This is a genomic window from Caballeronia sordidicola (assembly GCF_001544455.2).
Lineage (GTDB): Bacteria > Pseudomonadota > Gammaproteobacteria > Burkholderiales > Burkholderiaceae > Caballeronia > Caballeronia sordidicola.
Window position 1 is genome coordinate 281,457 of record NZ_FCOC02000002.1, and the last position, 12,345, is coordinate 293,801.

At 59.9% G+C, this 12,345-nt stretch carries 12 protein-coding genes; 7 read left to right on the plus strand and 5 right to left on the minus strand.

Annotated elements, in window-relative coordinates; all coding sequences use genetic code 11:
* Positions 1 to 20 precede the first annotated feature (20 nt).
* Positions 21 to 1,019 (minus strand): sulfate ABC transporter substrate-binding protein, encoded by a 999-nt coding sequence (locus AWB64_RS04505; RefSeq protein ID WP_060817760.1) that lies wholly within the window; start codon positions 1,017 to 1,019, stop codon positions 21 to 23.
* A gap of 92 nt (positions 1,020 to 1,111) precedes the next feature.
* Entirely contained in the window at positions 1,112 to 1,732 is a 621-nt protein-coding gene (locus AWB64_RS04510) for an RBBP9/YdeN family alpha/beta hydrolase (protein ID WP_060817761.1), read from the minus strand.
* A 223-nt stretch (positions 1,733 to 1,955) separates the two neighbouring features.
* Here AWB64_RS04510 and AWB64_RS04515 point away from each other — a divergent pair, with 223 nt between their 5' ends.
* The 5 genes from AWB64_RS04515 to AWB64_RS04535 are packed head-to-tail and all read left to right on the plus strand — an operon-like array spanning position 1,956 to position 5,909.
* Complete coding sequence (locus tag AWB64_RS04515) at positions 1,956 to 2,897, plus strand: 2-hydroxyacid dehydrogenase (RefSeq protein ID WP_060817425.1); 942 nt, start codon at positions 1,956 to 1,958, stop codon at positions 2,895 to 2,897.
* Positions 2,898 to 2,920: 23 nt separating this feature from the next.
* Positions 2,921 to 3,844, plus strand: a complete 924-nt coding sequence (locus AWB64_RS04520; RefSeq protein WP_060817426.1) for a hydroxymethylglutaryl-CoA lyase — start codon at positions 2,921 to 2,923, stop codon at positions 3,842 to 3,844.
* Positions 3,845 to 3,901: 57 nt separating this feature from the next.
* Positions 3,902 to 4,402: a YbaK/EbsC family protein gene (locus AWB64_RS04525; protein WP_060817427.1), complete on the plus strand. Its 501-nt coding sequence runs from the start codon at positions 3,902 to 3,904 to the stop codon at positions 4,400 to 4,402.
* Complete coding sequence (locus AWB64_RS04530) at positions 4,402 to 5,004, plus strand: DUF1289 domain-containing protein (protein ID WP_075643248.1); 603 nt, start codon at positions 4,402 to 4,404, stop codon at positions 5,002 to 5,004. Before AWB64_RS04525 ends, AWB64_RS04530 begins: the two co-directional genes overlap by 1 nt.
* On the plus strand, positions 5,001 to 5,909 hold the full coding sequence (locus tag AWB64_RS04535; protein ID WP_060817428.1) for an MBL fold metallo-hydrolase: 909 nt from the start codon (positions 5,001 to 5,003) through the stop codon (positions 5,907 to 5,909). Before AWB64_RS04530 ends, AWB64_RS04535 begins: the two co-directional genes overlap by 4 nt.
* Positions 5,910 to 6,106: 197 nt before the next feature.
* On the opposite strand, the gene AWB64_RS04540 is transcribed toward AWB64_RS04535, so the two are convergent.
* Complete coding sequence (locus AWB64_RS04540; RefSeq protein ID WP_060817429.1) at positions 6,107 to 7,000, minus strand: alpha/beta fold hydrolase; 894 nt, start codon at positions 6,998 to 7,000, stop codon at positions 6,107 to 6,109.
* Between the two features lie 195 nt (positions 7,001 to 7,195).
* Between AWB64_RS04540 and AWB64_RS04545 the strand changes: the two genes are divergently transcribed.
* On the plus strand, positions 7,196 to 8,161 hold the full coding sequence (locus tag AWB64_RS04545; protein ID WP_060817430.1) for an NAD(P)H-dependent flavin oxidoreductase: 966 nt from the start codon (positions 7,196 to 7,198) through the stop codon (positions 8,159 to 8,161).
* Positions 8,162 to 8,249: 88 nt separating this feature from the next.
* On the opposite strand, the gene AWB64_RS04550 is transcribed toward AWB64_RS04545, so the two are convergent.
* Together AWB64_RS04550 and AWB64_RS04555 are read right to left on the minus strand one after the other, a co-directional pair.
* Positions 8,250 to 9,272 (minus strand): porin, encoded by a 1,023-nt coding sequence (locus AWB64_RS04550; RefSeq protein WP_244163945.1) that lies wholly within the window; start codon positions 9,270 to 9,272, stop codon positions 8,250 to 8,252.
* Between the two features lie 779 nt (positions 9,273 to 10,051).
* Positions 10,052 to 10,498 (minus strand): hypothetical protein, encoded by a 447-nt coding sequence (locus AWB64_RS04555; RefSeq protein WP_157766584.1) that lies wholly within the window; start codon positions 10,496 to 10,498, stop codon positions 10,052 to 10,054.
* Positions 10,499 to 11,009: 511 nt separating this feature from the next.
* On the opposite strand from AWB64_RS04555, the gene AWB64_RS04560 reads away from it, so the two are divergent.
* Positions 11,010 to 12,029, plus strand: a complete 1,020-nt coding sequence (locus AWB64_RS04560) for a bile acid:sodium symporter family protein (protein ID WP_060817433.1) — start codon at positions 11,010 to 11,012, stop codon at positions 12,027 to 12,029.
* The last annotated feature ends 316 nt before the right edge of the window (positions 12,030 to 12,345 follow it).

Sequence of the window (12,345 nt, forward strand, 5' to 3'; positions counted from 1 at the left end):
TTTCTTCCCCGTTGCGGCTCTTAATTCCTGTCCACGATCACCTGATCGAACGTCCCGCCATCGGAGAAATGGGTTTGCTGGGCTTTCTGCCAGTTACCAAAAACCTGTTCCACCGTAAACGTCTTGATTGGCTTGAACTCGCTTGCGTGCTTCGCCAGCACTTCCGCATTACGCGGACGCAAATGATGTTGCGCGATGATTTCCTGCGCCGCCGGCGTCCACAAATATTCCAGATATGCCTGCGCCTGCTTGCGCGTGCCGCGCTTGTCCACGACCTTGTCGACCACGGCAACCGGCGGCTCAGCCAGCAAGCTCACCGACGGATACACCGCGTCGAAATCCTTGCCGCCCGCGCCCGTATCCATCAGCGCAACCTCGTTTTCGAACGTCACGAGCACGTCGCCAATGCCCCGCTGCGTGAACGTGGTCGTGGCTCCACGCCCGCCCGTATCGAGCACGGGCACGTTCTTGAAGATGGCCTTCTCGAACGCTTGAGTCTGCTCGTCGGTAGCGCCTTGCTGTTTCTTGTAGCCCCACGCCGCGAGATACGCATACCGGCCATTGCCCGATGTCTTCGGATTCGCGATCACCACCTGCACGCCCGGGCGCGCGAGATCGCTCCAGTCCTTGATGTTCTTCGGGTTGCCACGACGCACGAGAAACACCATGGTCGTGGTGTACGGCACCGCGTTGTTCGGGAAATGCGTGCGCCAGTTGGCCGGCACCAGGCCGCCGCGCTCGACCAGCAGGTCGATATCGTTAGGCTGGTTCATCGTCACCACGTCGGCCTGCAGGCCCTGCATCACCGACAAAGCCTGCGCGCTCGACGCCCCGTGCGACTGGCGCACGGACAGCGTCTCGCCGTTCTTCTGCTTATAGTCGGCAATAAACGCTGTATCGATGTCCTTGTACAACTCGCGCGTCACGTCGTATGAAACATTCAGCAACGATGTGTCCGCATATGCGAACGTGGTCAAACCCAGCGCCGCGATTGCAGCCCAATGCTTCAAACCCGCCATGTAGCCCCCGATTGTTCGAATAGTAAAAACCGCCGCCAGCGGCGATTCTATCGAAAACATTCGAAGGGTCGGACCGCAAGGCGTCGGATGCGTTATCCATACGCCGGTTGTTCGAAGCGCTCGAATACATCGCGCTCCACTTCTTTCTTCTCGAAATGCGACGGCGCGGCGCAATGAATCAGCGTATCGACGAAATACTTCGCGCGCGGCCACGGACCGAAACCTGCCGCCGTGTTGATATGGCCGGCATCGCCAAGATTGACGAGCGCGCTGCCAAACTGGCTGGCAAGGCGCAATGCGTCATCGAACGGCATCCACGGATCGGTCTGGCTCGCAATCAATACCGACGGCACGTTCAAGCGCCGCGCCTCGAACGCACCCGCGAAGCGAAACTTGTCCGGACTCGCCGGCGCGACGAACAGGACGCCCACTACAGCGTCGCCGGTCAGCCCTTCTGCAATCGCATGCGCCGCCGCGAGGCAACCAAAACTATGCGCGGCAAGAATGACGCGGCCGCGGACGCTCGACACGGTATCTGCCACGGCTTGCGCCCATGTATCGAGCTGGGGTGCGTCCCAGTCGTCCTGCACCACGCGGCGCGATTTCGGCAATTGCCGCTCGAGCCACGTTTGCCAATGCGCGCCTTCGCTGCCGTGCAAACCCGGCACGGTGACGAGTCGCGGCGGCCAGGCGGATGTGCTGCATGAACTCATATGAACCTCGCTGCGGCCAAAAGCCCGCATGGTGAGGATCCATTCTGCTGCGAGCCGGCGTTCGCGCGAACCAACTTATCGTCATTTGGTTATCGGCGCGGGCGTACACGGCCGGTTATTGCCGCAGCGCGTTTTCGCCGGCGAGACCGTAAAATGGCCTGAATCGCGTGCAATTCGCGCCTTTTAGCCACCCGCGCCTTTCTCCAGTGAACACGAACCTTCAATGAAGATCCTTTTCTACGAGCACAACGCCGATACCGCGATCTGGCTTCAAGATCTTTCCCGCGCGCTTCCGGAAGCCGATATCCGCCTGTGGGAACCCGGCGACGCCGATCCCGCCGATTACGCCGTCGTCTGGCGCGCGCCGCGTGAACTGTTCGCGAATCGGCCGGATTTGAAGGCCGTGTTCAACCTCGGCGCGGGCGTGGATGCAATTCTCGATATCGAGCGCAAGGAACCCGGAACGTTGCCGCCCAATGCCTTGCTCGTGCGTCTGGAAGACAGCGGCATGGCGCAGCAGATGGTGGAATACGCGAACTACACGGTGCTGCGTTATCTGCGCCGAATGGACGAATACGATGCACTCCAGCGCGACCGCCGCTGGGAAAAACTCGAGCCGCATGCGCGCGGCGAATTTGCCGTGGGCGTGCTGGGCATGGGCGTGCTGGGCGCGCGCGTGGCGCAAACGCTGACTACGCTTGGCGTACCGGTTCGCGGTTTCAGCCGCACGAAACGCGAGATTGAAGGCGTGCAGACGTTCGCGGGCGCAGAGCAGTTCGATGCTTTTATCGATGGCGCGAAGATGCTCGTCAATCTGTTGCCGCATACGCCGGACACGGAAGGCATCCTGAACGCGCGCGTGTTCGAGCGGCTTGCGCGCGGCGCGTATATCGTGAACCTGGCGCGTGGCGCGCATGTGGTGGATAACGATTTGCTGCACGCCATGCAATCCGGCCAGATCGCGGCGGCCACGCTCGATGTCTTCCATCAGGAACCTTTGCCCGATAATCACCCGTTCTGGACCACGCCGCGCATCGCGATCACGCCGCATGTCGCCGCCATTACGTTGCGTGAAGAAAGCATCGAACAGATCGCGGCGAAGATCCGGGCGCTCACGCGCGGTGAACCCATATCCGGCATAGTCGACGCGAAACGCGGCTACTGATGCCAGCCAAAAAGGAGACAGGCATGCTTGCGCCTAAAGTGAAAATCGTCGAAGTCGCGCCGCGTGACGGCCTGCAGAACGAGAAGGAATTTGTGGCAACCGGGATCAAGATCGAACTGATCAACCGGCTGGCGAAAGCGGGATTGCAGAACGTGGAATCGACGTCGTTCGTATCGCCGAAATGGGTGCCGCAAATGGCCGATGCCGCCGCCGTCATGGCCGGCATCGACCGGCGCGCGGGCACCATCTACTCGGCGCTCACGCCGAACATGCGCGGCTTCGAGGCCGCGCTCGAAGCGAAAGCCGATGAGATCGTGATCTTCGGCGCGGCGAGCGAAGCGTTCTCGCAGAAGAACATCAATTGCGGCATCGCTGAAAGCATCGCGCGATTCGAACCGGTGGCGAAGGCCGCGAAAGAAGCCGGGCTGCGCCTGCGCGGCAGCATTTCCTGCGCGCTAGGCTGCCCTTATCAAGGCGACGTGCCGGTGGCCTCGGTGGTCGATGTCGTCGAACGCATGAAAGCACTGGGCTGCGATGAAATCGATATTGCCGACACCATCGGCGTGGGAACGGCCGGGCTCACGCGCGAGGTGATGGCGGCGGTATCGAAGGTATTTCCGCGTGAGCGCCTCTCCGGCCATTTCCACGATACCTACGGCCAGGCCGTTGCGAACGTCTACGCGGCGCTACAGGAAGGCATCGAGATATTCCATGCGTCGGTGGCGGGTCTCGGCGGTTGTCCGTACGCAAAAGGCGCGACCGGCAACGTCGCGACGGAGGACGTGGTCTTCCTGCTGCATGGACTCGGCATTGAAACCGGCGTGGACCTGGATCAACTCGTGGATATAGGCGACTTCATTTCGCGGGCAATCGGCAAACCGAGCGCGTCGCGCGTGGGACGCGCGCTGCTCGCGAAGAAGCGCGACGGCGTGACGCCTTGCGTTTGATTGCGCGTGCTTGACGGCGCGTAACCCGTCACCTCGAACATTCTGGAACTGAACCTAATGAACGAAACACTCGACGCCCTGCCCGAATCCGCCCGCCGCGTAGCCCGATTGCTCAGCGAACGCGGCCATGCCAAACCCGTGGTCATGCTGGCGGAAACCGGCAAGACATCGGCGGAAGCGGCAGCCGGACTTGGCTGCTCGGTCGCGCAGATCGCCAAGTCGATCCTGTTTCGACGCAAGGAAGACGACGCACCCGTGCTCGTGATTGCGAGCGGCGCAAATCGCGTCGATGAAAAGAAGGTCGCGGCGCGCGTGGGCGCTCTCGGCCGCGCCGATGCAAAGTTCGTCCGCGAAAAGACGGGTTATGCAATCGGCGGCGTCTGTCCGATTGGCCATGTCACGCCGCCGGTGACGTTGATCGATGAAGACCTGCTCGCGCTCGAAAGCCTCTGGGCCGCCGCCGGTCATCCGCACGCGGTGTTCAACCTGACGCCGCAGGAACTTGTCGCGCTGACGGGCGCGCCGGTCGTGGACGTCGCGTTGCGCGAGACGGCATGATGAGCCAGGCCGTGGCGTCGCCGTGCACGGACGTGTGCAGGATGAATCCGCGCACCGAACTGTGCGACGGCTGTTTTCGCACGATCGATGAAATCGCCGGATGGTCGTCCTTCGATGACACGCAAAAACGCGCCGTGCTGAATCTGGCGTCCCGGCGGCCGCGGGTTGTGCGCATTGGCGAGCGGTTGGAAGCCACGCTGGATTTGCCGCCGGATTCCATCAAGTCGTTCGCCACGTTAGTGAACGACCAAAACCCGCTGCATCACGACGACGCCTACGCCAAGGCCAGCCGCTTCGGTTCGCTGATTGCATCGGGCACGCAGCCGACCGCGCATTTGATGGCGATGCTCGCAACGCATTTTTCGGCTTACGCGCAACCGCTCGGCCTCGAATTCGGCATCAAGCTCGTGCGGGCGGTGAGGGCGAACGACGTGCTGACAATGCGCTGGCGAGTGATCGACGCCCAATGGAAAACCAGTCTCAACGGTGACCTCGTGAAGCTCGAAGGCGAGGCGCAGAACCAGCTTGGCGAGACGGTGGTGAAGGCGACGGCGACTATCGTGGTGATGCCCACAACAGCGCAGTGGGAGAAGCGCGAATGATCCCGTTTCCGGCTTCAATGCGCGTGTTCGAGCGCGGCTGGTTATCGTCGAACAATGTGCTTTTCATCGATGAAAACCGCACTGCCCTAATCGATTCCGGCTATTCGTCGCACGCGGCGCAGACGCTCGCGCTCGTGCGCAACTCGCTTGGCTCCGGACGCGCGCTCGATCTGATCGTGAATACGCATTTGCACTCGGACCATTGCGGCGGCAACGCGATGCTGCAAGCGGCCTTCGCGTGCGAAACGCTGATTCCGCACACCGAAGCGCAAGCCGTGCGCGACTGGGACGAAGACAAACTCACGTTCCGCGCAACCGGACAAACCTGCGAGCGCTTCAGTTTCAGCGGCACGATTGCTCCGGGCGCGACGCTCAAACTTGGCGGCATGGACTGGTCCGTGCTCGGCGCGCCCGGCCACGATCCGCATTCGCTGATGCTTTATTCGGCGGAGGAGCGCTTGCTGATTAGCGCCGATGCCCTCTGGGAGAACGGCTTCGGCGTGATCTTTCCAGAACTGGAAGGCGAAAGCGGCTTCGCGGAACAACGCGCGGTGCTCGACATGATCGCGACGCTCGACGTGCGCGCGGTCATCCCGGGCCACGGCGCGCCGTTCACTGATATTGCGAAGGCGCTGGATATGGCGTCATCGCGCATCGATTACTTGCGTGCAGATCCTGAGCGCAACGCGAAGAACGCGCTGAAGGTGTTGATCGTATTCAAGCTGATGGAGTTGCGTTCCATGCAGATCGGCGCGCTCTTGCTGATGGCCGATCAGGCGCGCGCCATGCGCGCTGCCGCAAACATGCTCTCCGGCGACCGCACGCAACTGATACGCAAGTATCTCGGCGAATTGCAGGCAAGCGGCGTGGTGAAAGTGGAAGGCGAGACGGTGACGGTCGTCTGAAACGCGTCGCTTGAACCGACGCCAACATCAAAAGAAAGCCGCTTGTCCGCAATCGATTGAGTATCGAGAAGCAGGTCCAAGCGGCGGAATTTCGTCGACGTGATCAGCGCCTGAAGCATCCTAACGCGCCACTTTTTGCGATGCATCGGTGCTTTCCCTACAGACCGATAACGCCCACATGAACGCGGGATGACACGTCATGCGCGCTCGGTTGCCTCGAAAAACGCGAGTATCTCCGTGAGCAACTCTTCGGGGACTTCTTCGGGAATGTAGTGCCCGGAAGGCAGCGCGCGACCGCTGACATCGCGCGCCACGCGCCGCCACTCGGCGAGCGGCTCGAAACATTGTTCGATCACGCCTTCCTGCCCCCACAGCACACGCAGCGGACACGCGATCTTGTTGCCGCACTCCAGATCCGCGCGATCGTGCTCAAGATCGATACTCGCCGACGCCCGGTAGTCCTCGCACATGGCGTGCACGGCTCCGGGCTGGCGCAGTGCATCGCGATACGCCTGCAGCGCGTGCGGCGCGAATGGCGCGAGGCCCGCGTGACGGCTGCCCATCACACGTTCTACATAAGCGTCGGGATGCGCGCCGATCAGCAACTCGGGCAGCGGCTCCGGTTGAATCAGGAAGAACCAGTGGAAATAGGCGGTTGCGAAAGCACGATCCGTTGCTTCGTACATGGCGAGCGTCGGCGCAATGTCGAGCAGCATCAGGCGGTCGACGGCCTGCGGATAATTCAGCGCCATCCTGTGAGCCACGCGCGCGCCGCGATCGTGCGCGCAGACCATGAAGCGCTCGAAGCCGAAGTGCCGCATAACGGCAATCTGATCGGCGGCCATGACGCGTTTCGAGTACGGCGTGTGATGTTCGTCGCTCGGCGGCTTGCCAGACGCGCCATAACCGCGCAGATCCGTGGCGATCACCGTGAAATGCTGCGCCAGATCATGCGCGAGCCTATGCCAGATCTCATGCGTCTGCGGATGGCCGTGCAGCAGCAACAGCGGCGGTCCGTCGCCGCCCTTGACGCCGGCAATGTCGACGCCGGCGGCATCGAAGGTAAACGGTTGGTAGTCTTCGAACGACATGGCGTCAATATCCGATGATCCGATGAACGGGAAAACGATTGTAGGCGCCCTCGACAATACTAGACTGCGCTAAAGCCCATACCGGCGTAGAACCTGAAGACTTCTTCAATTCGACGCGATCATGTGCCTTGAAGCTTCGCCTATAATCGAACGATCGTTCGCATGAAAATTCATATCATTCAGGAGACTTGTGCCATGGCCCTTCCCGCCGCTTTGCAACACCTCGCCCTCCCCGTCATTGCGTCGCCCATGTTTATTGTCAGCTATCCGGAACTCGTGCTCGCGCAGTGCAAGGCGGGTATTGTCGGCTCGTTTCCGGCGTTGAATGCCCGGCCGGCCGAGTTGCTCGATGAATGGCTCACGCAAATCAACGAGGGTATCGAGGCGCACAAGGCGGCCAATCCGGGTTCGCCGGTCGGGCCGATTGCGGTGAATCAGATCGTGCATCACTCGAATGCGCGGCTTGAGGCGGATGTGCGCGTGTGCGTGCAGCATCGCGTGCCGATTTTCATCACCAGTTTGCGCGCGCCGGTGAAGGAGATGATCGACGCGGTGCATAGCTACGGCGGCATTGTGCTGCACGACGTGATCAATCTGCGCCACGCGGAAAAGGCGCTGGAAGCGGGTGTCGATGGCCTGATCCTGGTCGCTGCAGGCGCCGGCGGCCACGCGGGAATGACGTCGCCGTTCGCGCTCGTGGGTGAAGTGCGGCGTATTTTCGATGGACCCATAGCGCTGTCCGGGGCAATCGCCAATGGCGGATCGATCCTGGCCGCGCAGGCGATGGGCGCCGATTTTGCGTATATCGGCACGCGTTTTATTGCCACGCGCGAGGCGCATGCGCTGGAAGAGTACAAGACGGCAATCGTGGGATCGAAGGCGGCGGACATCATTTACACGAACCTGTTCACGGGCGTGCACGGCAACTACATTCGCCAGAGCATCTTGAACGCGGGACTCGATCCGGATGCGCTGCCGGCATCGGATAAAAACGCCATGAATTTCGGCGATGCCGCGATCAAGGCCAAGGCATGGAAGGAAATCTGGGGCGCGGGACAAGGCGTCGGACTGATGGACGATGTGCCGAGCGTGGCGGAACTCGTCGCGCGTCTCAAGCAGGAATACGAGGGCGCGAAAGAGCGGCTGGGGATTGCGGGCTGATTGACTGCTACGTGTTGATTTAAAAAATCCCCGCCCGGCGTTGAACTGCACGCCGGGCGGGGATTTTTGTTCCTGCGGCTTGCTCGCGTCAGAACTTCGCGCGAACCCCTACGCCGTACGTGTTGCCGCTCGACATGCTCGTGTATTTGTCGTTGAGATAGGCCGCGTAGACATCCGTGCGCTTCGACAGCGGATAGTCATAGCCGATCGCCCAGCTTTTATGCGTCTGATCGAGTCCGCCGTTGCTGCGCGAATAGGCGTATGACGCCATGATCGAACCCACGCCGACCGGAACCGTCACGCCGCCTTGTCCGGTGTTGACGTGAAACGTACCCGGATCGATATCGTTCTTCGTGTACATGTACTGCGCGAAGAACTTGACGTACTTCATGTCGTAGGACGCACCGAGTTGCGCCACGCTCTGGCTCTTGTAGCCCGGCACGAAGGTCGACAGGTCGGTCGGCGCGGAGCTGAAGTTCACATACTGATAGACGCCGGTCGCAGCGAACGGACCGTGGAAGTAGAGGAACTGCGCACTGTATTTCTTCGCGCCGTTCTCTCCAGCTTGATTGCCAAGCCCATACATCACGCTACCCGACAAGCCGCTGAAGTCCGGCGTGGTGTACTGGACCGAGTTGTTCCAGCCTGAATCGCCGACTACGCCCTGATCGGTCGTGTACGTCGGGAACGTGCTCTGGCCGAGAAACACGTGGTACACCATTGGCGAGAACGTGTAGGAATCGATGAACGGATTGAACAGAATCGTCGATACGAACAGTTGCGTCGTCAGCCGGCCTGCGGTGACAGTACCGTATGGCGACTGAATACCGACATACGAATTGCGTGCGAAGAAGGTGTCGCCCTGGAAGCGGCCGTACTGACCGTTTTGCGCCCGGAAGAAGCTTTCCAACGTGAAGATGGCCTTGTATCCGTTACCCAGGTCTTCGCTGCCTTTCATGCCCCAGTACGACGTCGACATACCGCCGCCGCCCACGTTCCAGGCCCGGTCGCCGCCTGGAAACTTCGTTGCGCCCACCCATTCGTCAACCTGCCCATATAACTGGACGCTCGACTGCGCGTGGACGGAACTGGCGGCAAGCAAGCCGAACATGCCAGCGGTAACGGTCGCCTTGGCCGCGGCTTTCAGCACACGGTTCACGGTTGGCTTCATGGACTCTCCTGTTGTATCGACGTTAAAACCGGGCGGCGAGCAATGGTTGCCTCGCTTTGGACTGTTTTTTAAATGTCCGTTATGGACAGCCCGATTCACGGTATGACTCAAATCGAATGACTCGATGTCTGACTCGTGATGCGGCATAAGGGCATTACTATTGGCTCCCGCTAAACTGCTCTTGCCCAAGAGGTGCGCCGATAGAGCTCTCTCAGGGCGGGACCATCTTTACGGATCATTTTTCCGGACAAAAATAACTTTGCTTATGCCGCGTATAGCGATTCGAATACATTGCGCGTGATGGACTTACATGACGCGCATTCCTGCCCGTCTCCAGCTTCCGAACGCGGTACTCGAACGCATGCGGTAATAGCCCCGCGCAGCATACGGCACGGTGCGCAAGCGCCATTCGACCTAAAGCAGACATTTAAATAAGACTAGAAAAATCAGATAAGCACATTGTTAGTGCAGACAATTTTGGGAGGAAGGGTGCTGTGATCTGCAGATAAAAACTGTGGCGTCATTACGTCATTGCCTGGCTGCAAGTAGACGGAGGAATTGTTTTTTGTTTCGGACCGGAAAGGGAGCGAAGTTAATCGCTGCATTCATGAATTGAGATTCACAAACGAATAGACGTGCTCATCGATTAATGTGCTTATGCACTATCACGGACGTTTTTATTGCGTCTCGCTGGCTCACTCAATGAACAGCTTTAACGATTAATTCCGGTAAGTGGAATTTGCTGGCGAACGCGAATCGTCGGATTGGTGGCCGGATGCACGCGGGGTGCTCCGCTCTTCGTTGTAACGCGCGATGTCCGCCCGGATCGAGCCGCCACCGCGCAACTGTGCGCCTTGCTCGGCACGAGGACCGCCGCGAACTTCGGCACTGATGGGTGTGAGTCCCGATCCAGCCGCTACCCGCTGATAGCCGAAAGGCTGAGCACCGTTATCGGCATCTTCGACGCGCAGTGCGCGCTGATTCACTGCTTGCCATGGGCCGGGAGTTTCCACGCCGTGACTGAAGACGCCGCGCGTAACCGCCGCGTCGTTCGAGCCCACGCCGCCGGCAGATGCCACCGGCGCATACATGGTCGACGCCGCAACCACGCCGGCTGCGGCGGCAAGCATCAAGCAACGGGCGTGGCGATTTCGGATGAGCGACATGTCGATACTGCAAAACGTCCGACGCGGTTCGAGCGTGCTTTTGAAGGTGGCGCCTCTTTGCATCGCTGACCGGCTGGTGTCGGATGTTCAGGACATTGCAGTCTTCCAACCGCGCCCTGCCAACCGGTCTATCACTCAATTTATTGTGCTCGAAGACCGGCGTCGAGCCAAAAAGTGTTAGGTCTTCCTGATGGTTGTAACACCATGTTACTTCACACTTTTTTGCCAATTTGAGGTCGGTGCGAGCCCCGGTTTGTATGAACAAACTCTTTCCAATTTGCTGTAGAACCGCGGGTATCTTCTGGCTCCATCAGATGCCACGAAACGTCGAAATTCATGCATAAATGGCATTAATAAATCACTTAAATGAATTTGCTTATTGAATCGCTATCCGGCGAAAATAGCGGTCTCGACGCGTTTTCGAGCGGCTCCGGTCGCCTGCATGCGGCGGCAGCCTTCTTCCCGTAGCCGTTATGCAACTTCACGCACTGCAAACTTCCAAGAATTTCCGATGACCCGCCCTAAGTTCCTTCCCGATAATTTCACCCTTGCACTCGTTGGCACAGTGATCCTCGCCAGCCTGCTGCCATGCCGTGGCGCCGCTGCGGTCGGCTTCAACTGGTTGACGAACATCGCGGTCGGACTGTTGTTTTTCCTGCACGGGGCAAAGCTGTCGCGCGAAGCCATTGTTTCGGGCATGACGCACTGGCGCTTGCATATCGTGGTGCTACTGAGCACGTTTGCACTGTTTCCCATACTCGGGCTCGCGCTGAAACCTGTTCTCACGCCGCTCGTCACGCCCGCGCTCTATGTGGGCATCCTGTTCCTTTGCACGCTGCCTTCCACCGTTCAGTCGTCCATTGCATTCACTTCTATCGGCAAAGGCAACGTACCCGCGGCGGTGTGCGCGGCGTCCGCGTCCAGCCTGCTTGGCATCTTCATCACGCCGGCCCTGGTGGGGTTTGTGGTAACGGACAACGCCGGCCGCGCGGGTTCGGCGTGGCATACGGTCGGCAATATCGTGCTGCAATTGCTGGTGCCGTTCATAGCGGGTCAGTTGCTGCGCCCGGTAATAGCCAAGTGGCTCGACAAAAATCGCAGTGTCCTGCGTTTCGTCGACCAGGGCTCGATCCTGCTTGTTGTGTATGTTGCGTTCAGCGAAGCCGTCAACGAAGGCATCTGGCACACGATTTCCCTCAAGACCCTTGGCGGGCTGGTTGTGGCAAACGTCGTGCTGCTGGCCCTGGCGCTCTTGGTAACAGCTTTTGCCAGCAGGCGGCTCGGGTTCAGCCGCGCCGACCAGATCACCATCATCTTTTGCGGATCGAAGAAAAGCCTGGCGTCGGGCATTCCCATGGCAAAAGTCATCTTCGCTTCGCACACGGTGGGCGCGGTGGTGCTGCCCTTGATGCTGTTCCATCAAATCCAGTTGATGACGTGTGCAGTCCTCGCTCAGCGCTGGGGAGCACGCGATACCTCCAACGAGCAAGCGGACCAGCCTCAGGCAACCGGCGCGCGGGTTCGCCAATAAAAGCAGGACCCGCGCGTCAGCCGGGAACAATGCGACGACCTGTTGCATGACTTCTCCCTGAAAAGCTTAAGCATCAAGCCGCCACGTGCGGCTTTTTTGCTATTTAGGACGTGTTTAGACGTCCTGTCGACTCGGCCGGACGGCCATGAACTGAAGAAGTCTCAAATAAACGAGCGTTTCGCTCCTGTTCAAGTCATATGCCGTTTGGCGGACTGGTGGCCGGGCATGTGGCTTGCCACACTTGCTGACAACACACCGTTACAGCCAGGGATTGGCCCGAAGCGATTCCCATCTTATTCATCGAAGCGCCCAGGAT